Below are 26,759 nucleotides of genomic sequence, written 5' to 3'. Positions count from 1 at the left end.
GGGCATGGATGTCATGCGCGTAGATTTCGCCGAGCGCGTCGTTGGAGACCTTGCCGAAGAAGGCGGCGCGGCCGCCGAAGGAGGCGACGCCCGCCGCCGTGTTGCCGGCGCTGCCGCCCGAGGCTTCAATGGCCGGGCCCATGCGGCTGTAGAGCAGTTCGGCGCGCCTCGTGTCGATCAGGTTCATCGCGCCCTTGATGATGCCGTTGGTTTCCAGAAATGCCTCGTCGCACTGGGCGATGATGTCGACGATGGCATTACCGATACAAAGCACGTCATAGTCCGGCATAATTCATGTCTCCGCCAAAAAACCCACCGGCTTTCTGGCATGCCGGCCGCGGGCGGGTCTGGCCAGTGGGAATGGGCTTTCCGCTTGCCAATCCGTTCGGCGCCAGCCCCTCACGGGGCGGCAAGTCCTGCCTCGCGACGCAATTCGTCGGCCCTGTCTGTCTTCTCCCAGGTGAAGTCAGGCTCTTCACGGCCGAAATGGCCATAGGTCGCGGTCTTGCGGTATATAGGGCGTAAGAGATCAAGCATCTTGATAATGCCCTTCGGTCTGAGATCAAACAACTCAAGAATGAGGCGCTCGATCCTTCTTTCCTCAACCCTCGCTGTCCCGAACGTGTTGACCATGACAGAAACCGGACTGGCCACGCCGATTGCGTAAGCAAGCTGCACCTCGCAGACGTCCGCAAGTCCGCTAGCGACGATATTCTTTGCGACATACCGGGCCGCATAGGCAGCTGAGCGGTCAACCTTGGACGGGTCCTTGCCCGAAAAAGCGCCGCCGCCGTGACGACCCATCCCACCATACGAATCGACGATGATCTTGCGTCCAGTCAGACCGCAGTCGCCGCGCGGCCCGCCGACTACGAACCTCCCCGTCGGGTTGACCAGAATTCTGATGCCTTCCGTGTCCAGGTGGGTCGGCAGGACAGGCTTTATGATTTCCTCAATGACGCCCTCGCGGACCGTCTCTTGCGAGACCTGCTCGTCATGTTGGGTCGATACGACGATGGTATCCAGGGCGACCGGGCGCAACCCCTCATAGCGCACTGAGACTTGGGATTTCATGTCAGGACGCAACCAGCCAAGCTGTCGTGCTTTCCGGACATCTGCCTGTCGTTTCGTCAAGCGATGAGCGAGCTGGATCGGCAAAGGCATCAAGGTATCGGTTTCGCGGCATGCGTAGCCGAACATGAGGCCCTGATCTCCCGCTCCCTGCTGGAGGTCCTGCCCTCGTCCCTCGTCAACGCCCTGGCTAATGTCGGGCGATTGCTCGGTGAGTGCATGAACGACGGAGCAACGCCGGCCGTCAAAGCCGACGGCCTCATCGTCGTATCCAATATCGAGAATCGTATCGCGCGCAACTTGGCTATAATCCACCCGCGCATCGCTGGTAATCTCGCCAGCCAGAACGACTATCCCTGATTTTACCAACGCTTCACAGGCGACGCGCGCCTTGGGATCGGTGCGGAGGATGGCATCGAGGATGGCATCCGAGATGTTGTCGGCCAACTTATCCGGGTGTCCCGCGCCAACCGATTCGGAAGAGAACACGAACTGCCTAGCCATGAAATGCCTCGCTTCGGGTGTTGGAGTTGTATGGGGCCTTTGCTTAGCCCACCTTACCTCTTGGTGATGCCCGGGACTTCGAACGCAGCGCACAAGTCGGCAACGTCTCTTCGCACGCAGGCATGGAGATCTTCGTCGTCTGGCCGCCGGAGGACGGAGTCAATGAAGCCAGCAATTTGCACCATTTCCACATCGCGCATGCCCATTGACGTCACTGCTGGCGCCCCCAGGCGAATTCCACTTGTGACCGCCGGATCCCGCGGGTCGCCAGGCACCATATTAAAGTTTGTGATGATGCCTGCCTTTGCTAGTCGCTCGGCATAGGCCTTGCCCGATAGCGGTCGATCGCGCAGATCAAGAATGAGCATGTGATTGTCCGTCCCCCCGGTAACCAGGTCATAACCTCGCTCGAGCAGTGCCTGGGCCAGAGCCTTGGCATTCTTGACGGTCTGTTGGCCGTAACTTCGGAAGGACGGGTTCGCGGCTTCGTGCAAGGCAACAGCTAGCGCAGCGATGACATTCATGTGGGGCCCACCTTGCAGGTGAGGGAAGACCGCCCGATCTATTCGTCTGGCGAGATTGTATTTGCTCTTTGGATGATACAGGGCCTGATAGCGATCTTCGTTCCTGGACAAAATGAAACCACCGCGGGGACCGCGGATCGACTTGTGTGACGTGCTGCTGACCACGTCGCAATGGCGCACGGGATTCGGGTGCGCTCCCGCGGCAATCAGGCCAACGATGTGCGCAATGTCGGCTACGAGATAGGAGTTCGCTTCCAGGGCGATTTCTGCGATTGCCGCGTAGTCAAAGACACGCGGGTAAGCAGTTCCGCCGACCCAAATGAGCCGCGGCCGTTCGCGCTTGGCTGTCTCGCGCAAGCGGTCATAGTCAATCTGCTGTGTCTTTTCATCTAGTCCATAGGGGACGCGTTGATAGTCAGTTCCGGAAAAGTTGATGGCCCAACCATGAGTCAGATGGCCCCCTTCCGGAAGGGGCAAGCCCATGACTTTGTCACCGGGGCTCAAAAGCGCACGATAGACAGCCTGGTTGGCCGGCGAGCCGGAATAAGGCTGGACGTTGGCATGCTCGCTGCCAAATAGTGTCTTCAAGCGCTCAATGGCTAGGTTCTCAAGCTCATCAACGATCTCGTTTCCGGCATAGTAGCGCGCACCGGGGTACCCCTCGGCGTACTTGTTCGTGAAAATCGAGCCGTTCGCTTCCAGCACGGCCGAGGACGCAAAGTTCTCAGATGCGATGAGTTTGAGGGTCGTCCGCTCCTGCCGCTCCTGTCTCTGAAGCAGCTCGTGAACGCGGCAATCAACTGCGGCCAAGGAAGACCGCCCGTAGGTGTCGGGCTGCGCGATGGCGCCGTCGGCGGAGTTGTCCATGGTAGCTTCGCGCTCCAATTGGATTGATCTATTTCACGGTCAAGCATGCGGTCCCCTTGGGCCGCGTGTCTCGTACCGCTTCGAGCCGCTGCAGGTCCCGTTTATGATGGCCCTCGCCTTGGGGCAGGAGATCGACCAATAATTGAACCAGCCCACCGTCGTTGCCTCCTGCTTTGAGATGGTACGAGCGCCACGGGGGTTGTTCATTGCAGCAAAGAAAGTCGGCTCTGGCGAGCAGCCGGACGTGTCGCACCACCCGCTCGCGACGCACGCCCAGAATCTCCGCTAGCTCGCAGACAGTTAGGTCCGCATGCGCGCAAAGGCCCAGGATTCGAAGGCGATCAAAATGCGCCACCGTGCAGTGTCATCATTGGTCAGGATCAAGCCACATGGAAAAACCTGGGCACTCGTCCTACTGAATTTGTCATTTCGCGTTCTCCACAGATGTTGCAGCTTTCGAACCAAATTATATGGCTGGTTGCCCACCGACATGACAATCACGGTGGCCGTGAAGATACTGTTGAGCCGAAAATGCTGTGTTCGAACAACCAAGATGGGCGCTCTTCTTGCCATTGCCTTAGCCGAAATTGCTCGCAGTTCGGCGGGTCGGAGAAAAGCGGCGCAACGTTTTTGACCCCACTGATCTCAGACGTTGCAATAAGCCTACCATTCACAGCGAACTGGAGTTGCTAAGAGTCTATGAATTTGCTTGAAGGATCTGTTGCAACGTTTGCCCAACCCGCTCTTGCTCCCGGCACACATCGCTCATGCCTTCGCCGTCCAAAAGACGGGCCACGAAGCGTAGCCGTTCCTCCATCACCGACACTCTCTCCACGGCATCAACAGCTCCGGCCAAAAAGCGGCGACCGCGATGAGCTGGCTATTCAACGGTTGCCAGTTGGAGCGAACGGGTTCGGCAGTCGAATGCGCGTAGCACATTGTTCCCTTTATGAGATCGAACGCCGTGCAGCTGGGGATCTTATGCAAAGCTGAACTCGCCTGGCTACAATTTCGACCCTTACAACTGACTTCATGCGCAAAGGAAGCACGTCTGCGATTGGCTTGGTGGCGAGCAAACAAATGACGAAAAAAGAGTAGTGCAACGTGCATTTTGGAAAATAGCCTGGATCACGGCCGATGCCAAAGGCAGCTAGTTCGATACAAAATCCCCTTTGATATTCTCCGAAACGCTTATGCCCGGCTGTCCAGCCGCAACCGAATACGCGGCATCGATAGCCAAAGTTTGCGCGCTAGCCATCAGTTCAGTATCAGGACCGACGACCGTAAACCAGCGCTGGCGGTGCGATCCCGCCGTGCGGGGCACGGAAACATTCGTCCGCAGAGTGGTAATATTTTCCAGTATCCGCCTCGACGATCAATCGCTCGTGCAGTCGCCGCAGCAGCGCGTCGCGCGGTCATACTCCGCCTGCGAACATGATAAAGACGATGGCGCATTCGCGTTTCCGGAGCAGTCGAATTTCCGAGAAGGTCGCATGCTTCTCCGTCTCGGCTGACTCACGCGAAAACCCGATGAAAGAGGCCCCGCATCGAGCACCTGACGCTGACTGGAGCGGGCCTTGCCGCCTATCGCGAGATGGTGCCGCTGCCAAAGGCGTTCGAGCGGGAATTGCTGGCAAAACTCAGCGCTGGTGAGCGCACCGCGATCACAAATGGATTGAGTGCGCTCAAGGAGGCCCTGGGCAGGATTAGGCGCTTACCAGTCCATCACCACCTTGCTCGAATTGCCGCTGCGCATCGCGTCGAACCCGGTCTGGAAGTCGTCGATGCCAATGCGGCGGGTGATCAGGCCGCTGACGTCGAGCGGGCCCTGCACTAGCGCGATCATCTTGTACCAGGTCTCGAACATTTCGCGGCCATAGATGCCCTTGAGATGCAGCATCTTGAAGATGACCTTGTTCCAGTCGATCTCGAAGCCGGTCGGCGCGATGCCGAGGATGGCGATCTTGCCGCCATTGTTCATGGTGTCGATCATGTCGCGGAAAGCAGGGGCTGCGCCCGACATTTCGAGGCCGACGTCAAAACCTTCGGTCATACCGAGCGCCGGCATGATATCGCGCAGCTTTTCCTTCGACGCATCGACGACATGCTGGACGCCGAGCTTTTTCGCCAGCGCCAGCCGCACCGGGTTGATGTCGGTGATGACCACTTTTCGCGCGCCGACGCACTGCGCCACCAGCGCACCCATGATGCCGATCGGCCCGGCGCCGGTGACCAGCACGTCCTCGCCGACGAGATCGAAGGACAGTGCCGTGTGCACGGCATTGCCTAAGGGATCGAAGATTGCGGCGATCTCGTCGGGCACGTCGTCGGGGATCGGCACGACATTGTGCTGCGGGATCGCCAGATATTCGCCGAAGGCACCCGGCCTGTTGACGCCGACGCCGAGCGTGTTGCGGCACAGATGCCCCCTGCCGGCCCGGCAGTTGCGGCAATGGCCGCAGACGATATGGCCTTCGCCCGAAACACGCTGGCCGATCTTGTATTCGGCGACCGCCGCGCCGAAGTCGGCGACCGTGCCGACGAACTCGTGGCCGGTCACCATCGGCACCGGCACGGTCTTTTGCGCCCACTGGTCCCAATTGTAGATGTGAACGTCGGTACCGCAGATCGCTGTCTTCCTGATCTTGATCAGAACGTCGTTCGGGCCGATTTCCGGCACCGGCACCTCTTCCATCCAGATGCCCGGCTCGGCCTTGGCCTTGACCAGCGCCTTCATCATGTTCGACATTCTTTTGTCCCTTGAATCTCTTGATCCGAATGATCCGAAATCGCTTTTCTGTTCCGGCCGTTCAGGAAATCACACCGAGTTCGCGCCCGATCGCGCCGAACGCCTCGACCGCACGGTCGATATCGGCGCTGGAATGAGCGGCCGACATTTGCGTGCGGATGCGCGTCTGGCCCTTTGAGCCTCGCTTATGCTCTGGACCTTGTTCTCTCGCGCCCGAATTTCCGCGGGGATGGCTGAACGGAGGCGATCCATTTGCGGATTTTCAAGTTCGTCGGGCCCGCACCCCCACAAACGCTCAACAAGTTGAACACGTCCTGACCCGACTGGGACTTCAAGTTCGGACCTGAACCTGGCCGGGTGCTTCTGGATGGCAGGGTCCGTCAAGCTGCGGAGGCCATGAGGGAAATGAAAGAGCTATAGATCAAAAACACATAATCGAGCGATGAATATCGCCTGAACATTCCGAACAGCAACAGTTCGTTGGTGACATTGATGTCGACACGGACCTTGGCGGCCACCGATTCGTAGTTGCTATCATAAGCGGCAACGCCGGTGATCGCGCCCCAGCCATGTGTGTATTTCCAGCCGCCGACTACGTCGGAGCGTAGCTCTCGATTGTGCCGACCACGCCCGAGCCTTCTTCGAGCGAAACCACGGCCGAAAAGCCGTTCCCGGCGTCGAAGTAGTACTGAACCACATTGGTATCGAAAGCGCCGTACGGAACCGGCGTCTGGTTGAACGGCAATCAGTGCCGCAGTTGAGCCGAGGAGGAGGCTCCTAATGTTCATTGTTGATCTCCGTTCAAAGAGTAAAAGGAATGGACGGTCAGTGAATGAATTCTTGCTAAGTAAACATTCGATAACGATGCGAATTGAATTGAATTTGAGCGGTTTTTATGCGCTCGTCGTGCCAGATATTCAAGAGAAATTGCGTATGATTGGGTATCATTTTTTACAAGTATGCAATTGTAGTTACAAATATAATTATCTCAGAAATGACGCCATTCAACATTTCTGTACAAATCATCGCCGTCATCTCCGCTAGTTGTGGGCGGGGCGTCACAAAGGCTTCTATTGCATATGACGTGCCATTCTGACGACCCAGCTGCGGCTTGAAGCTCAAGTGTGCCGGCGGACCTTGGTTCGCGCTTCCTTGCTTTTTTGCTTGCGGATCAACCCAAGCACGAACGGCAGACGTTTCGGCTACGGTTCGTCGGTTCGCTTCGCGACAGTTTCGTTCAATGGCGACAGCTTTGTTTGCTGTGAGCCCCGACGTTGAGACATCATGCGGCGGCACCGCTCGGTGCGACGCCGTCATTTTGGCGAACGCGATGGTCGATAATCACGCGCTGAACGCGCAGCCTTCCCGACAGTTGCGCTCGCGGTTCCAAGTTGCTGCGCGACGCGGAGCAACCATGGTTCACCGTCGGCTTCGCGATGCCTCTCCGCACGGAGTTCGGCGGCAGTTCGAGTCGATAAGATCGTGTCAAAGGGAGTGGTGTAACTGACGGCTTGGTCGCCGCGCTCTCCGGCATGGGACCGGGCTGATCAGCGTGCCACGGCTGGCAGGCTGATGAGCGCATCATCGCTCATTTGGCTGATGGTTTCCAGCGTCATGTACCTGGCGCGCTGCACGGGGCCATTCGTCGTTCTGTTCGAGCAAAGATCGCGCCAACCAGGCGGACGATGGCGTCATCATTTGGGAAGATGCCGATGACCTCGGTGCGCCGCTTGATCTCGCCGTTGAGGCGCTCGATCGGGTTGGTCGAGTGCAGCTTGGCGCGGTGCTCCTTGGGGAAAGTCATGTAGGCAAGCACGTCGGGCTCGGCGTCGTCCATGATTGTTTTGCGTGCTTGCGGCCTCGGGCGTTTCCTGGGCGAAGGCGGCGGCGATGAAAGCGGAGACGACGCGGCGCCCGCTCTTGCCGGCATGGGCCAGCACGTTCCTCATGAAGTGGACGCGGCACCTCTGCCATGTCGCGCACAGCACCTTGGTGACGGCCGCCTTGATGCCTTCATAGGCATCGGAGACGACGAGCTTGACGCCGCGCAGGCCGCAGCGGGTCAGCTTGCGCAAGAACTCCGTCCAGATCGGCTCGGCCTCAGACGTGCCGACCTCCATGCCCAGCACCTCGCGCCGGCCGTCCGCGTTGACGCCGACAGCGATGATGACGGCGACCGAGACGATGCGGCCGCCGCGGCGCACCTTCAGGTAGGTGGCGTCGATCCACAGATATGGCCAGTCGCCCTCGATGGGTCTTTCAAGGAACGCTTTGACCTTGCCGTCGATCTCTTCGCACAGCCGGCTGACCTGGCTTTTGGAGATGCCGCTCATGCCCATGGCCTTGATCAGGTCGTCGACCGAGCGGGTCGAGATCCCCTGGACGTAGGCCTCCTGGATGACGGCGGTCAGCGCCTTCTCGGCCATGCGGCGCGGTTCTAGGAAACCGGGGAAATAGGAGCACTTCCTGAGCATGGCAAGATGTTCGCCGCCACACCTATCAGCCGCTGGTCTTGGCGGACCGAATGCCTATGATCTGCGCCATGATGCGGCTGACTTGGGCGGGGGTGTAGAACTGGCCTTTGCTCTTTCCGCTCTCAGTCGCGAAATGGCGCATCAGATATTCGTAGGCATCGCCGAGAATATCGTCGCCATCGGCGCTCGCTGCTGCCGAACTGGTAACGTCCGGTCATCAGCACATCCGGGGCCATGTCGCCGGGGCATCGCTGCCCCCATATTCTTCCGCGGCCTTGCGGAATAGCCGCCATAACATCCTTTGGAATATCGCTTCTTTTCATCATCCCCCTCAATCACGTACATTCACTGCAACAGGTTCAAGTCGAGCAGCGACCGGGCATACTTTTCGATAGAGCGCCGGGCATGCTTCATCCCGTCTCTGAGTTCCGCTTCGCTAATTTCGTGAGCGCGATGGATAATCCCATCACGCCGCCCGACCAACGCACTCAGATTGTCGGCGGTGGGACAGCCGTTGCGGCGCGTGCAGCACCCCGATCCGTTGCAACGCAGCCTGCAGAGCGCCGAGCGCTTCCCGGGGGCCGAGCGTCTCAGTGCCGTTTTCGCGGAAGGCTGACAGCGCCAAATCTTCCCGCCGCTCAAACAGCCCATAGAGGAACATTTCCACAGCATGCACGGTCGCTATGGCAGCAAGCCGCCGATTATTGGCGCCGCCTTCCAGCTGCAGCTCTTCTGCCTTGCGGAAGAAGTCGCGCGCCATCAGGAGAAAGCCATCGACCTGCGGCAGCATCTCGTTTTGGCGCGCGAGATATTCAAGCACCAAGGCCGCGACAAAATCCTCTGCCCACGGCTCTGCCTGCCAGCCTCCCAGCACGGTCTGACCGGAGACCAGCCAGGCATCTCCAGCCGCCAGCACGTGGGGCACGTCATCGACAAAATCAGACCGGCGAATAGCCTCCATCGCGAGTGTCGTGGCGATGACCTCGGGATCGTCGTCGCCCGCGTCGCGCGGAAGCGCGCCTGTGTCAGGAATAACTTGTGTGATCAGCCATGACACGGCTTTCCGAATTGCGTCGTGGTAGCGGTCATCGCCAAGCCGCTGAAGGGCGACTGTCGCAAGGGCCGTGGCGCGCAGGCCGGGCCGGGGAACCCCTTCTCTAGTTTCATTCCAGTAGCCCCCACCCTCCTGGCGGCGCACGAGGCGATCAGTCAGGACCGCAATTTCCCGGCGCAGATCGCCGATAAGTTTCGGGCTTCGCGAACAGCGCCAGAGTGCGTAGCCGATATCTTCAACTAGGGCGGCAGCTTCTCCCTCGCCAGTGCCGAGCGCGATCATATGCGTTGCGCATTCGGCCAGCGCGCCGTCAAGGCGCCCCGCTTCCGTCGCGCTGCCGTAAAGGTCCAGGAACCACGCCAGCGAATAAGACCAGTCGGCAGGCAAGTCCTGCCCATTGTGATCCCTTGCGACGACGGCCACGACGGCGTTGCGGCCTTCGGGCGTGCGGGGCTCTATCCCAAGGATCGGGTATAATTCGGGTGTCGGCTGCTGAAGGATACGCGCCGGCACGAGCGACAGTGCTTTCTCCAGCGAGGGAGGAAAATCCTCCAGTTCTTCGCCAGTTCGGCAGCTTCTCTCCTTCGTCCCTCGCGGCGCGCTTCTACATATTCTGCCGCAACCACGGCAACGGTGCGCTGCGCCCGTTCAGCGGTACCGGTGGCAATCAGCTCGGCCGGAATGTCACCATCCTTGATCGCCCAGTGCGTACGGTGCTGTTCGAACTGTTGAATGCCCAGCCGGTCCGCAATTCTCAACGCCGCTGACCGGTCGAGAAAGGCATGTTCCGGATCGGCTCGAAGGTGAAGGCCAGTTCGTGTCCGCGCCGAACGATATTGCGTATGCGGCCGTGCCGGACCACGCGCGCGTGCGGGCCTGCCGCCCCGACTTCGTACATCAACAGCGCCGGGATTTCCTCCAGCCGGCGCAATGTTTCAGGGCGCGCAAGGTCGATAGCCTCGGCCTCGGCGCCGCTATATTCCTTGAACCGGTCAATGGTTGACGTGAACGGCGGCGTTTCCCACCACTCGCCGTGGCCCGAGACAAGCAAGTTAAACATAGCACACCACCGACCTCACGCCGCCTTTTCCATAGACCACTTCACCCGTTCGGCGAGAAAGGCGGCGAATGATTTCACATTCATATTGCCGCTCGCCTCCTCCAGCCCTGCGAGGTAGGCCTTCCGGTCATCGACTCTGACGACTGTCCAGGGGTAACCGCCTGAAGCCAGCATCGCGTTCATGAGGAACCGCGCCATCCGTCCGTTGCCGTCCGGATAGGGGTGCACATAGCCCACAAGCCAATGCCCCAGCACGGCACGCACGGAGGCCTCCTTCTCCGCCTCCAGCAGGTCGAACAGCTCATTCATACCGTCGGCCACCGCTTCGGTACGCGGCGGCACGTGCTGCGAGCCGCGCAGGTACACAGGGTGATTGCGATATCCCGCAAGCGCGCTGGCTTTGAGGATGCCGGCGGTCACTGACGGCGCGAACAGCTCCCGGTACCACTCCCGGTGAGTGTCCCGCGTCAACGCGCCGGCTGGCTTGCCGTTGATGATCGCGGCAACAGAGTCTTTGACCTTCTGGAATGCGAGGTAGTAGCCACGCGCGGCAAGCGCATCCCGGTTCTTGCGGTCCTCTTCATCAATCTCCGGATTCCAGCTCCCCTCGCGCACCCGGTCGATGAGTTCCGGGGTGACGCTGTACCCTTCTATCGACAGCGAATGGTAGGCGTCGCTTTCGTAGATATCCTCGACGAACTTCATATAGGCGTCTTTGTCGGACGGCAGTCCGGGTGCCTTCGGGAATATCTCGATGATGGCTTCGCGCTGCGATTGCCAGATCGCGCGCAGGCGGGCGACCAACGGCGATACGCCCGCCGCAATAGTTGTCACTCCAATTTGTCCCGCGAACGGATCGGATTCGCGCACGTCATAGCCGGCGGCTTTGAAGGCGGCCACGATTTCATCGGCAAAGGAGTCGCGTCCTACGCGACGGAAGGCCCCCGCAAGCCGTCCCGCCACGGCGGAATGGCCGCCATCAAGCAGCAGGGCCAGAACGGTTGATACGTCGCGCACCGACGCCATGGCGATCTGCATCTCGATAGGGGCGCGCTGGAAGAACGCTTCCGGCACCCGGGTAAGGGCGGCCTCGACAGTGAACACGCGCTGGCCGTTTTTCTCTGTCAGTTCGGCCGGCATCTCCTTGACCTTGAGGTCATAGAGCGAAGTGCCGAACAGCAGGTCGATTTTGTTATTCGTGCCTTTGGGGGTGTTCACCACCACCTGAGGCGGAATAGTGGGCGCTTCCGCGTGCAGAAGCAGCGACTGCTCCGGTGAGAGGAACCAGTCCTTGCCGAACCGGTCATTGCAGTAAAGGGAGCAGAACTCCCAGAAGCTCGCGTACCAAGGGGTGGTGTCTTGCTGCCGTCCCTGCGGGCCGGTCGACATGAGCCAGCCTTTGATAACATCGCGCAGGAACCCGTTCTGCAGCAGCCGCTCCCGGTGGACGCGGGTCAGCTCATCTGATTTGAATATGCGCCGCCCACCCTCCTGCAGCTCTTTGAGGACGGCCAGTGATACAGCGAGTTTTTCATGGGGCTTGGCCATGGCCGTGCCTTTGCAAGTTTTTAGAGCTGTGCGATTACAAGTACATAGTGCTGATAGGCGACAAGTCAATGATGCTGTGGAGTTGCAAGTTTTTTTAGTCGTGCGATAACAAGTTTTTTATGCGATAACCGGCAAATGCGATCGTTTCCATAGCCGCGCGAAGGATCGTTACCCGGATGGGCCGAGACCCAGCTCCCCCGCAGGCTACGCAAGGGCTCGGGGCGAGCCTAGAGCCTGGCCCTCCGAAGCGCTTCGAAGGAGGACGCGCCTCTTTGAAAAACTCGCCCGTTGTGCATCGTGGGTACCCGTAAACGCGAATTCTCGCTCCTTACCTCTCCCTCCCGCCACGATCATCACGGCCGCGCCCGCGCCCACTACGCCGCGACGCCCGTGAGATCGCTGCACGCATCTGGTCGGCCACCAGACCGGGTTGCAGATGAAGGATGTCCGTGACGCTGTCGTGTGTTTGCGCCGTCACCGCAGTGACGGCAAGGCAGCTGCGCACGCCCATGGAGGAGAGCGTCTCGATATCGCGCGCGATTCCGGCACCCCCACTGGAGTCCGATCCGCCGACGACAAGTACATGCGATGCCTGCCTCAGCGCCCTTTCATCCGTTAGAATGAGCGTTCGAAACGCAAGATTCCGCCGACACTGCTCTTCTTGTTGGCGTTGGTCCAATTCATGTTGGAAGCGCCGTCCACCTTGCCGACGGCGAAGTTACCGTATCGGCCATAGTCGAGTTCCGCCGTAACTGTGAAATCTGGAAGAAACGCATAGGCGACGTTTGCAGCGACACCATGGTTCTTGAGCTGATCACCGGAGAGCTGAAGGTTGAACGAAGTTGTCTCGTTGAGCTTGTAAGTGGCGCCAGCCCAGAAAGCCCAGTTCCCGCCCCAACTCTTATAGAAGCCGCGACCATGAGCGTCGATGGCGTTCGTGGAGTCGTCGTTGAGCTTGCCGTTGGAACCGTAGCCGAGCATTCCGAACAGCAACAGTTCGTTGGTGACATTGATGTCGACACGGACCTTGGCGGCCACCGATTCGTAGTTGCTCTCATAAGCGGCAACGCCGGTGATCGCGCCCCAGCCATGTGTGTATTTCAAGCCGCCGACTACGTGCGGTGCGTAGCTGTCGATTGTGCCGACCACGCCCGAGCCTTCTTCGAGCGAAACCACGGCCGAAAAGCCGTTCGCGGCGTCGAAGTAGTACTGAACCACATTGGTTTCGAAAGCGCCGTACGGAACCGGCGTCTGGTTGAGTACGTCACCCGCGCCGCCAATAAACGTGTCGAAGGCCGACCAGTCCTTACCAACTCGGAGGCCACCAAGCTGAATCCAGGCGACAGTCAAGGTGCTGTCTCCGTTGAAGGCATAGGACCGAGAACTGTCCGAAACCGAAGTGTGGCGGTTACCGAAGTTCATGCGGGTTTCGGTGTAGGTCTTCAACGTGCCGAGTTCGGTCTCCTGGCCGGTCCAAGTTTTCAATGTGAAGCGCGTGTTGTTTTGCCATGTGCCCTGATCCTCACCAGACCTCACATCCGAGGTTCTTGCGTGATCAAACAATCCGACATGGCCCAAGCCGACGTCGTAACGGACATAGCCGCCGATGCGCAGGCAGGTCTCAGTGCCTGAAATGTAGACGTAGCCCGAGCCGTAAACGTCGCAGATTCTAACGTACTCAGTCGGGTCAGGCTCGGCAACGGCGGTCACGGCGCGAGCGTCGGAAACGGCAATCAGTGCCGCAGCAGTTGAGCCGAGGAGGAGGCTCCTAATGTTCATTGTTGATCTCCGTTCAAAGAGTAAAAGGAATGGACGTCAGTGAATGAATTTTTGCTAAGGAAACAGTCGATAACGATGCGCATTGAGTCGAATTTGAGCAGTTTTGATGCGCTCTCATGCCAGATGTTCATGAGAAATTGAGAATATGATTGCGTAGTATTGCTACAAATATGCAATTGTTATTGCAAATATAACTATCGCGGAAACGATGCCATTCAACATTTCTGTACAAATCATCCCCATCTCCGCTAGTTGTGGGCGGGCCGTCACAAAGGCTTCTACTGCAAATGACGTGCCATCCTGACGACGCAGCTGCGGCTTGAAGCTCAAGTGTGCCTTGGTTCGCTCTTCCTTCCTTTTTGCCTTGCGGATCAACCCAAGCACGAACGGCAAACGTTTCGGCTACGGTTCGTCTGTTCGCTTCGCGACAGTTTCGTTCAATGGCGACAGCTTTGTCTGCTGTGAGCCCCGACGTTGAGACATCATGCGGCGGCACCGCTCGGTACGACGCCGTCATTTTGGCGAGCGCGATGATCGGTAATCACGCGCTGACGCGCAGCCTTGCCTCCACCACGGAGTCAGTAGGCGCGCCGGCCTTGGCATTGCGGCCGACCTGACGGTCGCGTCGAGCAGCCTCTCGTCCTGATAGACGGCGCGCCACAGCTAATGCTTCTTGCCAGCAATTCACACAACGAGCTCATCGAGATGCCAGAGATCACTATGGGCTGCGCCAGCTGGCGAGCAAAGTCTGGTCCCAACGCCGTGTTATCTCGTTGGATGCGGCAGCCGCGCTCAGCAGAATCTACTCGACCAGGCGCAGGCTGAAGGGAAGGGATGGTGGAACCAAACGGTGCGCGTGAGGGTCGCGGCGGGAACAGCCATGGCCAGTCGCTGACCGTCCAGCCAAGACTGAACGGCCGCTATTGCTGAGAAATACAAGTCTCGAGCCCAAAGCGGAACGGACTGACATAGCGCAAAGACACAGGCGAGCGCAGCGGTAAGATTGGCGGTTATCAGCATGGGACGGTAACTGTTGCAGACCACAAAATATCGCGAGGCCGGCCTGCCTTGGTACACTATCTATCCGACTGTGTCAGAGTTCTCTGGGGCGGTCGGCGCCGAGGCTTATGAGGAATGGCTCAGGAACCTGCCGGCTGACGATCCGGTGTCGCTCTATTTCCACGTTCCGTTCTGCCGATCAGCTTGCTGGTATTGTGGCTTCCCCACCACCATCACCCGCCATGATGCGCCGATCCTCAACTATCTGGCGGCCCTGCGTGACGAGATCCGTTTGGTCTCGGAGCGAGCGCCGCAGACGCTGCCCGTGAGCGACATGCATTTCGGCGGCGGAACGCCGTCTCTCATAGGACCAGCCGAGTTCCTCGCTCTGATGGAGTTCCTGCGATGCCGCTTCGCCATCTCGAAAACAGCTACGGTCGCCATCGAGATCGATCCACGCACACTCACGCCCGAGATGGCGGAAGGCTTGGGAGCGGCCGGCGTGAACCGCGCGAGCCTGGGCGTACAGAGCTTCGATCCCATTGTTCAAAAAGCGATCGACCGAATCCAGAGCGAGGCCCAGACGTCGGCTGCCGTGGAAGTGCTGCGCCGGCATGGAGTAAGCCGCATCAACTTCGACCTCATCTACGGCCTGCCGCGTCAAACGGTGGAGTCGTGCGTCGAAACAGTGAGGGCGGCGGTCGCCATGCGCCCCGACCGGCTTGCCTTGTTCGGCTACTCGCATATCCCATCCCAAATAAAGAATCAGCGCCTCATCGAGGCGGAATTTCTTCCCGACAGCGCTGCCCGCGCTGAACAGCATGCGGCTGTCGCCGTGACGCTGGTTGCCGCCGGCTACCGGGAGATCGGGCTCGACCATTTCGCCTTGCCGCACGACGAGCTCGCGCTGGCACAGGAAACAGGTCGCCTGCGACGTAACTCGTTGGGCTACTCTGCCGATACCTGCAGAACCCTGATCGGTTTCGGCGCGTCGGCTATCGGCCGCATCGGCCAGGGATACGTTCAAAACGAAGTTACACGGGATTCCTACATCCAGCACATCGCAGCTGGCCGACTGGCGACATCGAAGGGCCATCGCCTCACAGACGACGACCGCGTGCGAGCCGCAATCATCGAGCGATTAATGTGCGATTTCGAGGCTGACGTGCCGGCAATCTGTGTCGCCCACGGATCTGATCCGATCCGTCTTCGCGATTCGGCTGAGCGCTTGGCGATGCTGGCCAAGGACGGGATAGTGGACTTCGAAAACGGCTTTGTCCGCGTACGGCGGGAGCATCGCTTTGGGATTCGCGCTGTCGCTGCCGCATTCGATGTTTTTAGGGATGGCGTTACGTATATCCCGCAGCAGCTTAATGCGATGCAAAGCACGACATAGTCCGGCATCAATGTCTCCGCTTGGAACCGCCGGCCTACTTGCCACGCCGGCCGGGCGCTGGTCTGGCAAGTGGGCTTTCCGTTTGCCAATGCGTTCGTTCCCGGCCCTCACGGGGCGGCGAGTCCCTGCCGTGAGCGCCTCACCCGCGAGGCTACATGGCGGCCGTGGAGATTACCTCAGCAGCGGCGCCCGATCGGAAACCTTAGCACCTCAGCGCTTTGGCGTGGCTGCTTGAACTCTTCGACGGCGACGGCCTCAATTAGCAGGTCCAAGGCTTCGCGGCCCCTTTGACTCATCGGGTCATCCCCACAAAGGTAGTCATACGCTCGATCTAAATGCACTCGGGCGGCGGAAAAATCGCTTGTCATATCATAGAACCCTCTCTACCCGCCCGCATTGCCGTCTACGAGGTGAAGGTAGTGCAATCGTCAATATATACAGACAAATTTGAATTAAATCGGAGATGATCATGGAGGCCGAGTTCCCTGACCTGATGCCGCCATCGAGCCCGCCGACGACCACTCGCTGGCGCTCGGTCGGTTCATAAATGCCGAGCACCCCGTCCCGAGACCACCTCTGACCTCCCTCCTTCGATGCTAGACGCGTGGAAGACATGGCTGCGCCGCCGCTGCGAGAAAGGCGTGTCCCATCGCGCGGCGGCTGCATAGTGGGCAGCCAGCGCCGGGAGCTAATCGGCAAAGCCGCGTGTGGCGATTTTGCATAGCGGGCGCAGGCGAATCGCCACGCCCGTCCAGCATGTCCGATGCCCCGTAGGCCGCCAGGATCCCTGAGCGGAGTGCATGCACGATCCCGCGTGATGACAGTGGATCGGCACAGAACAGGCAGTCGCCCGCCGCGACCCAGCGGTCACCGGCGGCGGGATCGATCGTTGCGGTTCCCGCCGCCTTGATCATGCTGGCGGTCTCGATTGCGTTGGGCGGCACGAGCGGCGCGATGGACTGCGTTGCGGCTAAAGCGCGGTACCAATGTCCGGCTTTGCGCAGTTCGCTGCCCAGATCCGGATCGGTGAGGCACGCGCAAGTCGGCGCTGTACCACCAGCCTTCGGGACGCGCCTCGACGACCATGCTGCAATCGCCCGGTGCGCGGTCGAAAAAGCGTGTGTAGGCGGCAAGATGTCCGTGCATGGTGAGCTTGGCGCCGAAACATCGCGCCAGCCTCCAACTGCGACCGGTCGCCCAAACCACGGCGCGGGCAACGATAGCTTCATCGGCCAGCTTGTGCAGCCAGCCTTGATCGTCGCGCACTGCCGAACCCACGGCCGAGCCAAACCGCGAGTCCACACCTGCCGCCTTGGCCGCCTGCACCATCAGCCGGTCGAATCGCGTCCGGTCGAGCTGCCAGCCGGCACCTTGAGCGGAAAACATGCCGTGCCGCTCGCTGGAACTTCATTGGCCCACACCGAAACAAGCGCACGATTTTCAACGAAGTCGGCCTCGGCGAACGGCGTCCAGACACCAAGCTGACGCAGCAGCCCATTCGCTACTGCCGGCAGCACCTCTCCCGGCTTTGGCCGATCATGCCTTCCTGCTTCCAGCAACAGCACGCTCCGCGCGGGTGCATCGTTGCCAACGCCAGTCCGGATGTGGTCGCCGCCGAACGTGATCGTCTCAGCGAGCTGGCGGGACAAAATGCCAACCTCAAGATAGCGTTGGCCCGGATCAGCGAGGCGGACTGAGGAAGACTTTAAATTCAAAAGGTGACACGCGGCAATAGTCGCGTGCCGCTGTAGCCCCAGGCTCCGCTTCACCGTGGGGACCGATCGGTCGCACTCTCCAAGCCTGGGGTTCTTCTCTGCCACCCATCATCGAATTTTGGTGGATTGTCCGTCTCCCGCGCCGGTTTGAGCGCGATAGACAAGAATCGCGTTTTCTGTGCCGGCCGGGCTTCAATGACGGGGATGGCGAAAAGCTGAGTGCTCGGGCTTGCGGGCCGAGCTTGTCGGTCGCTCGATGGAAAGTGTCATCTGAGGCGCTTCCTCTCCCGCGTGCAACTGGAAGACACGCTCGTCCAGTTCCTTGTCCACTTCCGTCAGACGATGATTGAGGCGAAGGTAGTCCGTCCAGGTCGGCGTGCGGAACGTTTCCGTCCAATGCATAGGCTTCTGCAAGTTCCGCTGGAGCGTCCAATTCCGAGCACCGACCCGGCTGTGTACATGACGCCGCTGCCGCATGAGGTCGAGGAAAGCCTCGACATTTCTCTCGGCTATCAGATATTCGACCTTGACCACGATCGGGCCGCTTCTCGGCTTCAGATTGAGAGCGACAGCCGGGGCATCGAATTCCTCCAGAGGATCGGGCTCTGAGTCGCGGCGCTCGCGAAGAGGAAACAGAACGCCGGCTGCAGCGACGAACATCAGGGAGGCAGCGGAACCCTGCAGCGCCAGGGCCAGCGAATGGTTTTCGGCCACCGTGCCCCACACCCAGCTGCCGAGCGCGATGCCACCATCTATCAAAGCATAGTAGATCGAGATGGTGCGCCCCACGACCCAGCGCGGGCTTGCCAGCTGCACGCTCACACCGACCCCTGACCAGGCGGTGACCCAGCCCGCGCCGCCCAAAGCGAGTGCAATTGCCGCCACCCCGATCGAAGTTGTCAGTGCCAGGGAAAGTGAGCACGCCGCGCAGGCGACGCAGGAGAGCCTCATCAGCCGCTCCTGCGACAAGCTCCGTCTGAACAGGCTGTTGGACAGGCCAGCGAAAACGGCTCCGGTCCCGAAGCCGGCCATGAGCGCGCCATAGGCGAGCGGGCCTCCTCCCAGCTGATCGCGGACAACCACCGGCAGCAGCGCGAGTATGGCGATGCTCGCCAAGCCAAAGAGGGTTCCGCGCGCGATCGCGGCCTTGATTTCTGATGACATCGCCGTGAAGCGCAGCCCGTCATAGATCGCCGTCCTCATGGATTCACGCGGGAGCGGTGAGGAGCGAACCTTCCACTTGCATCGCCAAATAGTGGCCAAGGGTACGAAATAGGTGAGCGTGGTCACCGCGAATGCCGCCATAAGGCCAAACGAGGCAACTACAATGCCGCCGAGCGCCGGGCCCACAGTCCGGACGGTATTGAATCCAACAGAAAGCAGGGTGACGGCAGCGGGAACATCTCGTCGATCCACAATATCGCCAACCGACGCTTGCCAGGCCGGATCATTGAGAGCACCGCCGCTTGCGATCAAGAAGCTGAAGCCGAGGATCATCCACGGACTGACAAAGCCCAGCGCCACCGATGCGGTCAGCATCGCGGAGGCAGTCACCATAAGGCACCGACCGGCGAACATGACCCGGCGCCGGCTGAAATTGTCAGCGAGAGCCCCGGCGAAGACAGACAAGACGAAGGCGGGCAGGTTCGATGAAGCCTGAACCAACGCAACCATCAGATCGGAAGTCGAGATCGTTGCCATCAGCCAGCTGATGGCGACAGTCTGCATCAACCAGCCGAGGCTTGAAACCTGCGTGGCGAGCCAGATCGAGCGAAAAGTGGGCTGCAGAAGTGGCCCAAAGTTCGTTGGTGCAGCCAAATCTTCGTTTGATCCAGCCACCCTACTCATTTTGCGATCCTTTGCTTTCCGTTATTGTCGCTTCCCATGTAATCTAGGCTGAACCGTGGCGGCTGGAAGAATAGATGGACCCATTTGTCTCCGACGAATGTGGCCACAGTTCCTCCTGACCAGTGGTCTGGCGGCCGAGACGAGACATGGGCCGGCTCACTCGCCTTCGACGACATGTTGGTGAGCCGGAATTCACATGTCATTTGAGGCATCATGCTCGTTCGACGCGCTGCCGAGCGATTTTTCGCGAAACGTTACCCTGTTCCGATGCTGAGTGTGGCTTCCGAAAAGTGAGGACGCTTGCAGATCTTTGACAGGATCAGTTCCCTGATAGATGCAGACGATTGCCAGGCCGCGATCGAAGACGCGCGCGCCCTGCTCCTTCAGTTCGGACAAAAGTCTGATGCGCTCACACATGCGATCGACGAGTTTCTGCTTGACCTGATGACATTGGCTTTCATCGTCGAATGTTACGGACGCGGCTTTGAACTTTTGGCGCGAATGCTTGCCCGTAGAAGGCTGGCGAAGGTCAGACTGTTGTCGGGAGGGGTGCCGGGCAGAACGGGTTCCAAAGCCTGATGGCTGAACCGGCGATCGAGCCGCGTTCCAATTAACGACGTGGCGACCGCCAAAAAAAGGGCCATCGGAAAACCGAGGTATGTAAAGTCAAAACCTTCAGAGGGGAACAGCTGATACGATGGAATGGGAGGAAACCATCGCGTGCATCAGCTGTAAGCTTAATGGCTAAAAGTTGTGCAATGCGCAAACACACTTTGTGCAATGCAGCTATGCAGTAACGCAAAGCCTCAAGTTGCAAGATCGAGTTTGGAAATGTTTGCTGCTCGTACGGTGATGGGCGAGATCCTTAAGCTTATGTACGGCGGCATGATGGACGCTTGCAAGCATCCAGACAAGATTATCGCGAAGCTAAAATAAGAGGTTCGATCCAATCGGCGATGCGTTAGCCGCGCCATTCTGGTTCAGCCGGGCGTTACATGGCCTCGCCAAGTTGAGGATGTATTGGTCGCGAGCAGCCGCGTGCCAATTTGGAACCCACGACCATATGCAACGATTGGGCACTGTCCGAAAGAAGGCCGAGAACTGTTGAAAGTGCGCTAGATGGAGATATTCTGAATCGGAACGGGGGCCTGGTTCATCGCCAAAGCGAGACATGGATGAAAAGCAGATCGCGCCCAACGCCTGATCCAACCATTGCAACGGAAGTCCCCTGGTCGGAAAGCCTAACCGCATATGATGACAAGCATTTCGAGCTCTATTTGAAGCTCATGGACGCTTGCGTCGACAGTGCCAGCGAAGAGGAGATGGCGCTGGATGTACTGGGTATCGATCCGGTCAAAGAGCCAATCCGCGCCCGTAAGGCCCTTCGCAGTCATCTCAAACGGGTGCTCTGGTTTATGCATGAGGGCCATAAGGAACTGCTTCCAAGCCGACCGCCTCAATAACTGCGGCGCCGAACAAGGTTGCCCGAGAGATCAGGTGGCGCCCTCGGGGGATGCGAGGACACTTGAAAGCCGCAATCGGGTTATCATCTCCATACTGCGTGTGTTCGGCTCCGCACGGCAAGTGCCCTTGAGTCGAGGAGGAATGCACATGAAGAAGAAAGTTCATCTGGAAGCCTGCTGACCGATCCCTTGGGGCCCATAATCGGGTCCCAAGTTGTTCCCGACGAGCGTTGCGAGGGGCGGATGCAGGACCAGCCGGAAATCGAGCCAGGGCGTGAAACGAAGTCAACAGGTGCGAGGTTCGGCCTGCTGGGTGTGGCTGTGTTGGCCGTAGGCGCCTTCATCTGGACCGGCTTCGGCGAAGGCATCCAGCAGGGCACGTCCAACGTCCTTCGGACTGTCATCGACAAGAGCATGCAGCGCCTTGGGCTCGGGCAAGCCCCCAACGCTCTTACAGAGGGCGAGTGGTATCTCTCGGTGTACTACGGTCCCGACTTTACGGATGTCACCCCCGTCGGCCTGGGGCACCCCTTCAAGGTGACATTCACGTCGGCCCCGGATTTGTCTGGCACCTACGAGAACGTTGCAGGGAGCGGCTCGGTAAGCGGCTTTGAACGACCCGGTCAACTCGTAATGACCTACTCCGGAGCAGATGGGATGTCCCATGGAGTTGCCATTCTCCAAGACATTCAGACCCACCTTTCTTCCAACAACGTCGAGCATGATTACGTGGGAGCCGTTTTGGTCCACGCTTGCTATAAGGCGGACACCCAGCAGTGCGATGCCGCCAAATCGCAATATAAATTCTGCAGGGCGATTTTGTCGAAAAACAGGGAACCCGACAAGGATCCTTCCCTCAAGGGTTACCTCGACGAACCATGTTCGGCTTTTCAGAACGATCTTAAGCTGAAGCTTAGCCCGACGGCACAGCTTTAGGCACGAAGGCGCTCACCAGGGTCGCAGCTCAAAGAGAACGGCGCCCTTCGCCGGGGGCCGTCCGTTCCGCATCCCGCCTGACGGCGGCGCGTTGCTGATGCTCCTACGGCCGCCCTGTTGAGCCGGTCTCAGGGCCACGGTCTTTCTCCTGCACCGATCTGACTTGGTCCCGCTGGCGGGCATTTCGGTGCTTCCGTTTTGTACGCTCTTCTCTCTTGGGCCGCTTCGCGGCACGGCTGCGCCGACATGGATGTGCCTAGCGGCACCTTTCCTATGTAGCGGGAAGAGAGGCGCGCGGCCCTCTCTCCCCAGCAAGCCGCCGCGGGCGGGTTCCCCCATCTTCCTCCGCTTCGCTAGGTGCAGACCGGGGAGACCCCTCCGCCCCCGGGACTTGCCCCCCTCGCTCCCCGCTACTCGCCGCGAGGCAGGGGTTCAGGGGACCTGAACCCTTCAGGTCAATCCCTGAAATCAACAACGAGCAAGTCGATGAATACCGCTGAAATCACTATCCCGCTCGCAGGTAGGGCCGAACTGGCCGCCACCATCGAGGCCCATGGCCTCATCCATAACCTTGTGACCCGCAAGGCGCCGAAGGGAGCCAAGTTCGAAGTCGTCGCCGGAGGGCGGCGACTGGGGGCGTTGCGGTTGCTGCTGGACGAGGGCCGCATCGGCACTGCCACCGCTGCCAGGCTTGGACACAAATCGATGCTGCCGATGATGATCATGGCCGATGTTCGGCAGGCCTATCGCACCGACAACTATGCACAAACCGTAATTGAGGGAGCCATCTGGCCGATGCTTTGGCCGATCCATGACGATCGGCCGGACTCAGACAGGTTCGAGGTGGAAAACAGGCAGCTTTAAACATGGTTCTGCCTCGGCCAGCGCAACATTCGCCTGGAGCTTCGCTTATGCTGTGTGAGCTTGTTCTCTCGCGCCCGAATTCCCCATGGATGGCCCAAAAGCAGGCGATCCATTTGTCATTTTTAAGTGCCCGGACTGCCAGTTGATCGCGTTCTGACCCGACTGGGAGTTCAAGTTTGACCTGAAACTGACCGGGTGCTGGATGGCAGGCTTCATCCCCACCGTCTGATATGAAACAACGTCCGGCCCCGAGGCTAGGCTGCAATCTCGTATGGCTTCTATGCGCCGTTCTCTTGGAGCGTGTTGCGGGCTTGGTCTGCTCAACCTCGGAGCTCAACGCTTCACGGCGTTAGGATGAGCGTTCGAGGCGCAGGATTACTGCCGACACTGCTCTTCTTGTTCGCATTGGGCAGTTCCCGTTGGAGCCTTCCATCTTGCCGACTGCTGAGTTTGGAGTGGCCGTAGCTGTGAAATCGAAAAGAAGCCAATAGGCAACGTTTGCCGCGACGCTACTGAGAGCTGGTCACCGGGAGAGCCGAAGGTAGAACGAAGTTGTCTCGTTGAGCTTGTATGTGGCGCCAGCATAGAAGGCCCAGTTCCCACCCCAAGGCTTATACAAACCGCCACCGTTAGCGCCGATCGCGTTCATGGCCTCGTCCTTTTGGCAGAGATCACCACGGTCGCTAGCTGGCGAGCAAAGTCCGTCCCAGCGCTGCATTATCTCGTCGGATCCGGCAAGCTGGCAGAATTTCCCAGGCGGAGCTGACGGGGGGATGGTGGGAATAAAACGGTGCGCGTGAGGTCTCGTCGGGAACAGCCAAGACATCTAAGCGGAACGGACTGGCATAACGCAAAGACACAGGCGAGCTCAGCGGCAAGGTGGTTTGTTATCACCATGGGACGCCTGCCGCGGTGGTGTCGTGGGTCGAGACGGCGAGGGCAGCGGTCGCCATGCGCCCCGACCGGCTTGCCTTGTTCGGCTACTCGCATATCCCATCCCAAATAAAGAACCAGCGCCTCATCGAGGCGGAATTTCTTCCCCACAGCGCTGCCCGCGCTGCACAGCATGCGGCTGTCGCCGTGACGCTGGTTGCCGCCGGCTACCGGGAGATCGGGCTCGACCATTTCGCCTTGCCGCACGACGAGCTCGCGCTGGCACAGGAAACAGGTCGCCTGCGACGTAACTCGTTGGGCTACTCTGCCGATACCTGCAGAACCCTGATCGGTTTCGGCGCGTCGGCTATCGGCCGCATCGGCCAGGGGTACGTTCAAAACGAAGTTACACGGGATTTCTACATCCGGCACATCGCAGCTGGCCGACTGGCGACATCGGAGGGCCATCGCCTCACAGACGACGACCGCGTGCGAGCCGCAATCATCGAGCGATTAATGTGCGATTTCGAGGCTGACGTGCCGGCAATCTGTGTCGCCCACGGATCTGATCCGATCCGTCTTCGCGGTTCAGATGAGCGCTTGGCGATGCTGGCCAAGGACGGAATAGTGGACTTCGAAAGATACCCTCCGGCGAAGGCCGCCTTGCGAGAGGATGGCACGGTAGCGAGGCTGCGCTCTTAAGGTCGTCCTTACGAGCGAAGTTAGCAGCACAGCATGAGCCATATGACGTTGTTGACCGGGCCGGAGCGGCGGCGTCGTTGGAGTGAAGCGGATCAGTGCCGGATACTGGCGGCGGCATTCGCGCCCGGGGCCACAGTGGCGGCGGTGGCCCGTCAGTACGATGTCGCGACCAGCCTGATCTACAAGTGGCGCCGCACGATGAGAGCCCGCGAGACGGGCTTTGCCGAAGTTGTCGTGGCTCCCGATGAGCCTGTCGCCGTTTCGCGGCCGGCGGCATCCCCAGCGGTGATCGAGCTGGAGGTCGCCGGCAAGGTGCGGCTGCGGATTCCGCTGACCACGCCGCCAACACTGGCGGCGGCGATGGTGAAGGCGCTGGGCATTTCATGATCCCGGTTCCGAGCCAGGTGCGGATCTGGTTGGCGGTCGGCCGGACCGATATGCGTCGCGGGATGCAAGGCCTCGCTCTGCAGGTTCAGGAGACGTTGGGCCGGGATCCGCATGCCGGCGATCTTTATGTCTTCCGCGGCCGCAACGGCAACCTGATCAAGATTATCTGGCATGATGGGCTCGGCATGTCGCTATATGCAAAACGGCTCGAGAAGGGCCGGTTTCTATGGCCGTCGCCGGCGGACGGCACGGTTTCCATATCACCGGCGCAGCTCGCCTACATGCTCGACGGGATCGATTGGCGCAACCCGCTTCACACGTTCCGCCCGCAGCGCGCGGGCTGAGTTTTTCTTTGAGTTTGCGCCATTTTCCGCGAGTCAGCGGACGCGTTTTATGATTCACTCCAGGGCATGGTTGCCACCGCCCAGGATGCTGTTCCGGACGATATTGGCGCGCTGAGAGCAGCGCTGACCGCGGCGCTGGCCAGAGCCGAAGACGAGGCCGCACGCGCTGCACTGGTCGAGGCCGAACTGGCGGTCGCCAGGGCCAAGGCATCGGATGATGCGGCGCTGATCGCGCATCAGCATCTGACGATCCGGAAGCTGCAGCGGGCGCTGCATGGTCAGAGTTCTGAACGCTCAGCCCGCCTGCACGACCAGATGGAACTCACCTTCGAGGAACTCGAGAGCACCGCGACGGAAGACGAGATCGCCGCCGAACAGGCCGCGGCCCGGACCACCGAGGTGGCGCCTTACATGCGCAAGCGACCGGCGCGCCAGCCATTTCCCGAGCATCTGCCGCGCGAACGCGTGGTCGAGCCGGCGCCGGCCGCTTGCCATTGCTGCGGCGGTCATCGGCTGCGCAGGCTGGGTGAGGATATCACCGAGACGCTGGAGGTGGTGCCGCGGCAATGGAAGGTGATCCAGCACGTGCGGGAGAAGTTCACCTGCCGCGACTGCGAGGCGATCAGCCAGGCTCCGGCGCCCTTCCACGCCACCCCGCGCGGCTGGGCCGGTCCCGGCCTGCTGGCGATGATCCTGTTCGAGAAGTTCGGCCAGCATCAGCCGCTTAACCGCCAGGCCGAACGCTATGCCCGCGAAGGCGTGCCGCTCAGCCTGTCGACGCTCGCCGACCAGGGCGGCGCCGGCGCCGCGGCGCTGATGCCGCTGTTCAAGCAGCTCGAAGCCCATGTGCTGGCCGCTTCGCGTCTGCACGGCGACGACACGACGGTGCCGGTCCTGGCCAAGGGCAAGACCGATACCGGCCGATTATGGACCTATGTGCGCGATGACCGACCGTTCGGCGGCGCCGATCCGCCGGCGGCAGTGTTCTACTATTCCCGCGATCGCCGAGGCGAACATCCCGCGGCGCATCTCGCCGGCTGGAGCGGCATTCTGCAGGCCGATGCCTTTGGTGGTTATGGCGATCTCTATGCGACGGGTCGTCAGCCGGCGCCTGTTCTGGAGGCCAGCTGCTGGGCCCACAGCCGGCGCAAAGTGTTTGAGCTGGCCGATGTCGAAGCGGCGGCGCGCAAGAAGGCGCACGGCGAGAAGCCCAACCTGGTCTATCCGCTGGCGGTCGATGCCGTGAAGCGCATCGATGCCCTGTTCGATATCGAGCGCGCGATCAACGGCCTGTCGCCGGCCCAACGCCACGCGGTGCGCCAAGAGCGGAGCGCGCCGCTGGTCACCGAGCTCGAGCGCTGGATGATCAAGACGCGCGACAAGCTCTCGCGCGGGCACGACCTGACCAAGGCCTTCAACTACATGCTGCGCCGCTGGTCATCCTTCACCCGGTTCCTCGACGATGGGCGGATCTGCCTATCCAACAATGCAGCCGAGCGAGCCCTGCGCGGCATCGCCATCTCGGGGTCATTCTGCCCATGTTGGGCAGGAGGTCGAGGTCCATTACCGTTGGCACCCGTATTTCGGACGTCGGCTTCGCTG

Annotated in this window: 23 protein-coding genes and 5 pseudogenes; 11 read left to right on the top strand and 17 right to left on the bottom strand. The window is 60.2% G+C overall.

The features are described 5' to 3' along the window. The 4 genes and pseudogenes from NKJ35_RS29850 to tdh form a co-directional block, all read right to left on the bottom strand. Positions 1–289, bottom strand: a pseudogene (locus NKJ35_RS29850) (adenosine kinase); the annotation flags it as partial. Positions 290–399: 110 nt separating this feature from the next. Beyond that, positions 400–1,575, bottom strand: a complete 1,176-nt coding sequence (gene metK / locus NKJ35_RS29845) for a methionine adenosyltransferase (RefSeq protein WP_352651198.1) — start codon at positions 1,573–1,575, stop codon at positions 400–402. Between the two features lie 53 nt (positions 1,576–1,628). Continuing rightward, complete coding sequence (glyA, locus tag NKJ35_RS29840) at positions 1,629–2,966, bottom strand: serine hydroxymethyltransferase (protein ID WP_352651196.1); 1,338 nt, start codon at positions 2,964–2,966, stop codon at positions 1,629–1,631. A gap of 1,714 nt (positions 2,967–4,680) precedes the next feature. Continuing rightward, positions 4,681–5,715 carry an L-threonine 3-dehydrogenase gene (tdh, locus tag NKJ35_RS29830; RefSeq protein WP_352651192.1) on the bottom strand — a complete coding sequence of 345 codons (1,035 nt, stop codon included), beginning with the start codon at positions 5,713–5,715 and terminating at the stop codon, positions 4,681–4,683. On the opposite strand from tdh, the gene NKJ35_RS29825 reads away from it, so the two are divergent. Further along, the gene (locus tag NKJ35_RS29825) at positions 5,705–5,893 is read left to right on the top strand and encodes a hypothetical protein (RefSeq protein ID WP_352651190.1); all 189 of its coding nucleotides are present in this window, start codon (positions 5,705–5,707) and stop codon (positions 5,891–5,893) included. The genes tdh and NKJ35_RS29825 overlap by 11 nt on opposite strands. Before the next feature lie 280 nt (positions 5,894–6,173). Here the strand turns inward: NKJ35_RS29825 and NKJ35_RS29820 are convergent. The 4 genes and pseudogenes from NKJ35_RS29820 to NKJ35_RS29805 all read right to left on the bottom strand — a co-directional run. Further along, positions 6,174–6,451 (bottom strand): annotated as a pseudogene (locus NKJ35_RS29820) (porin); the annotation flags it as partial. A gap of 811 nt (positions 6,452–7,262) precedes the next feature. Then, positions 7,263–8,186: pseudogene (locus NKJ35_RS29815) on the bottom strand (IS256 family transposase); the annotation flags it as partial. Positions 8,187–8,214: 28 nt separating this feature from the next. Beyond that, entirely contained in the window at positions 8,215–8,358 is a 144-nt protein-coding gene (locus NKJ35_RS29810; RefSeq protein ID WP_502904693.1) for an N-6 DNA methylase, read from the bottom strand. 297 nt (positions 8,359–8,655) lie between these two features. Then, positions 8,656–9,756, bottom strand: a complete 1,101-nt coding sequence (locus NKJ35_RS29805) for a prenyltransferase/squalene oxidase repeat-containing protein (protein WP_352651189.1) — start codon at positions 9,754–9,756, stop codon at positions 8,656–8,658. A gap of 8 nt (positions 9,757–9,764) precedes the next feature. Between NKJ35_RS29805 and NKJ35_RS29800 the strand changes: the two genes are divergently transcribed. Then, entirely contained in the window at positions 9,765–10,010 is a 246-nt protein-coding gene (locus NKJ35_RS29800) for a hypothetical protein (RefSeq protein ID WP_352651187.1), read from the top strand. On the opposite strand, the gene NKJ35_RS29795 is transcribed toward NKJ35_RS29800, so the two are convergent. From NKJ35_RS29795 to NKJ35_RS29775, 5 genes and pseudogenes are all read right to left on the bottom strand, one after another. Next, on the bottom strand, positions 9,998–10,294 hold the full coding sequence (locus NKJ35_RS29795) for a hypothetical protein (RefSeq protein WP_352651185.1): 297 nt from the start codon (positions 10,292–10,294) through the stop codon (positions 9,998–10,000). The genes NKJ35_RS29800 and NKJ35_RS29795 overlap by 13 nt on opposite strands. Before the next feature lie 24 nt (positions 10,295–10,318). Further along, positions 10,319–11,851 carry a Fic family protein gene (locus tag NKJ35_RS29790; protein WP_352651183.1) on the bottom strand — a complete coding sequence of 511 codons (1,533 nt, stop codon included), beginning with the start codon at positions 11,849–11,851 and terminating at the stop codon, positions 10,319–10,321. Positions 11,852–12,245: 394 nt separating this feature from the next. Beyond that, positions 12,246–12,452 (bottom strand): annotated as a pseudogene (locus NKJ35_RS29785) (bifunctional hydroxymethylpyrimidine kinase/phosphomethylpyrimidine kinase); the annotation flags it as partial. A 14-nt stretch (positions 12,453–12,466) separates the two neighbouring features. Further along, complete coding sequence (locus tag NKJ35_RS29780; RefSeq protein ID WP_352651181.1) at positions 12,467–13,630, bottom strand: porin; 1,164 nt, start codon at positions 13,628–13,630, stop codon at positions 12,467–12,469. A gap of 162 nt (positions 13,631–13,792) precedes the next feature. After that, positions 13,793–14,023 carry a hypothetical protein gene (locus NKJ35_RS29775; protein ID WP_352651179.1) on the bottom strand — a complete coding sequence of 77 codons (231 nt, stop codon included), beginning with the start codon at positions 14,021–14,023 and terminating at the stop codon, positions 13,793–13,795. Positions 14,024–14,663: 640 nt separating this feature from the next. Here NKJ35_RS29775 and hemN point away from each other — a divergent pair. After that, positions 14,664–16,025, top strand: a complete 1,362-nt coding sequence (gene hemN, locus NKJ35_RS29770) for an oxygen-independent coproporphyrinogen III oxidase (RefSeq protein WP_352651177.1) — start codon at positions 14,664–14,666, stop codon at positions 16,023–16,025. A gap of 176 nt (positions 16,026–16,201) precedes the next feature. On the opposite strand, the gene NKJ35_RS29765 is transcribed toward hemN, so the two are convergent. The 4 genes from NKJ35_RS29765 to NKJ35_RS29750 form a co-directional block, all read right to left on the bottom strand. After that, complete coding sequence (locus NKJ35_RS29765) at positions 16,202–16,393, bottom strand: hypothetical protein (protein ID WP_023727257.1); 192 nt, start codon at positions 16,391–16,393, stop codon at positions 16,202–16,204. A gap of 499 nt (positions 16,394–16,892) precedes the next feature. Beyond that, positions 16,893–17,411 carry an NAD(P)/FAD-dependent oxidoreductase gene (locus NKJ35_RS29760; protein ID WP_352651175.1) on the bottom strand — a complete coding sequence of 173 codons (519 nt, stop codon included), beginning with the start codon at positions 17,409–17,411 and terminating at the stop codon, positions 16,893–16,895. After that, the gene (locus NKJ35_RS29755; RefSeq protein ID WP_352651173.1) at positions 17,354–17,845 is read right to left on the bottom strand and encodes a hypothetical protein; all 492 of its coding nucleotides are present in this window, start codon (positions 17,843–17,845) and stop codon (positions 17,354–17,356) included. The genes NKJ35_RS29760 and NKJ35_RS29755 overlap by 58 nt, the downstream gene beginning before the upstream one ends. An 87-nt stretch (positions 17,846–17,932) precedes the next feature. Then, a complete protein-coding gene (locus tag NKJ35_RS29750; protein ID WP_352651171.1) occupies positions 17,933–19,588 on the bottom strand; it encodes an MFS transporter in 1,656 nt (551 codons plus the stop codon). A 300-nt stretch (positions 19,589–19,888) separates the two neighbouring features. Between NKJ35_RS29750 and NKJ35_RS29745 the strand changes: the two genes are divergently transcribed. The 8 genes and pseudogenes from NKJ35_RS29745 to tnpC form a co-directional block, all read left to right on the top strand. Then, positions 19,889–20,167 carry a hypothetical protein gene (locus NKJ35_RS29745; protein ID WP_352651169.1) on the top strand — a complete coding sequence of 93 codons (279 nt, stop codon included), beginning with the start codon at positions 19,889–19,891 and terminating at the stop codon, positions 20,165–20,167. A 596-nt stretch (positions 20,168–20,763) separates the two neighbouring features. Further along, positions 20,764–21,051, top strand: a complete 288-nt coding sequence (locus NKJ35_RS29740) for a hypothetical protein (RefSeq protein ID WP_352651167.1) — start codon at positions 20,764–20,766, stop codon at positions 21,049–21,051. A 243-nt stretch (positions 21,052–21,294) separates the two neighbouring features. Continuing rightward, positions 21,295–21,987 (top strand): hypothetical protein, encoded by a 693-nt coding sequence (locus NKJ35_RS29735; RefSeq protein WP_352651165.1) that lies wholly within the window; start codon positions 21,295–21,297, stop codon positions 21,985–21,987. A 486-nt stretch (positions 21,988–22,473) separates the two neighbouring features. After that, entirely contained in the window at positions 22,474–22,851 is a 378-nt protein-coding gene (locus NKJ35_RS29730) for a ParB N-terminal domain-containing protein (RefSeq protein ID WP_023727262.1), read from the top strand. A gap of 912 nt (positions 22,852–23,763) precedes the next feature. Further along, a pseudogene (locus NKJ35_RS29725) lies at positions 23,764–24,366 on the top strand (oxygen-independent coproporphyrinogen III oxidase); the annotation flags it as partial. A 93-nt stretch (positions 24,367–24,459) separates the two neighbouring features. Then, positions 24,460–24,813, top strand: coding sequence for an IS66-like element accessory protein TnpA (tnpA, locus tag NKJ35_RS29720; protein WP_352651163.1), 354 nt, complete (start codon positions 24,460–24,462; stop codon positions 24,811–24,813). Beyond that, on the top strand, positions 24,810–25,157 hold the full coding sequence (gene tnpB / locus NKJ35_RS29715) for an IS66 family insertion sequence element accessory protein TnpB (protein ID WP_352651161.1): 348 nt from the start codon (positions 24,810–24,812) through the stop codon (positions 25,155–25,157). Before tnpA ends, tnpB begins: the two co-directional genes overlap by 4 nt. A 66-nt stretch (positions 25,158–25,223) precedes the next feature. Continuing rightward, positions 25,224–26,759: IS66 family transposase (tnpC, locus tag NKJ35_RS29710; protein WP_352651159.1), on the top strand; the 1,536-nt coding region annotated here is incomplete at its 3' end.

This window comes from Mesorhizobium sp. M0136 (genome assembly GCF_040322515.1).
Taxonomy (GTDB): Bacteria; Pseudomonadota; Alphaproteobacteria; order Rhizobiales; family Rhizobiaceae; genus Mesorhizobium.
This window is presented reverse-complemented; position numbering and strand designations above follow the sequence as displayed.

Bases quoted from the DNA above. Each gene is read 5' to 3' on its own strand.
- NKJ35_RS29740 (WP_352651167.1), top strand. From the start codon at position 20,764: ATGAAAAGCAGATCGCGCCCAACGCCTGATCCAACCATTGCAACGGAA.
- NKJ35_RS29780 (WP_352651181.1), bottom strand. From the start codon at position 13,630: ATGAACATTAGGAGCCTCCTCCTCGGCTCAACTGCTGCGGCACTGATT.
- NKJ35_RS29735 (WP_352651165.1), top strand. From the start codon at position 21,295: ATGCAGGACCAGCCGGAAATCGAGCCAGGGCGTGAAACGAAGTCAACA.
- NKJ35_RS29730 (WP_023727262.1), top strand. From the start codon at position 22,474: ATGAATACCGCTGAAATCACTATCCCGCTCGCAGGTAGGGCCGAACTG.
- NKJ35_RS29790 (WP_352651183.1), bottom strand. From the start codon at position 11,851: ATGGCCAAGCCCCATGAAAAACTCGCTGTATCACTGGCCGTCCTCAAA.
- NKJ35_RS29750 (WP_352651171.1), bottom strand. From the start codon at position 19,588: ATGAGTAGGGTGGCTGGATCAAACGAAGATTTGGCTGCACCAACGAAC.
- tnpB (WP_352651161.1), top strand. From the start codon at position 24,810: ATGATCCCGGTTCCGAGCCAGGTGCGGATCTGGTTGGCGGTCGGCCGG.
- glyA (WP_352651196.1), bottom strand. From the start codon at position 2,966: ATGGACAACTCCGCCGACGGCGCCATCGCGCAGCCCGACACCTACGGG.
- NKJ35_RS29760 (WP_352651175.1), bottom strand. From the start codon at position 17,411: ATGTTTTCCGCTCAAGGTGCCGGCTGGCAGCTCGACCGGACGCGATTC.
- tnpA (WP_352651163.1), top strand. From the start codon at position 24,460: ATGAGCCATATGACGTTGTTGACCGGGCCGGAGCGGCGGCGTCGTTGG.
- metK (WP_352651198.1), bottom strand. From the start codon at position 1,575: ATGGCTAGGCAGTTCGTGTTCTCTTCCGAATCGGTTGGCGCGGGACAC.
- NKJ35_RS29765 (WP_023727257.1), bottom strand. From the start codon at position 16,393: ATGACAAGCGATTTTTCCGCCGCCCGAGTGCATTTAGATCGAGCGTAT.
- tdh (WP_352651192.1), bottom strand. From the start codon at position 5,715: ATGTCGAACATGATGAAGGCGCTGGTCAAGGCCAAGGCCGAGCCGGGC.
- NKJ35_RS29825 (WP_352651190.1), top strand. From the start codon at position 5,705: ATGTTCGACATTCTTTTGTCCCTTGAATCTCTTGATCCGAATGATCCG.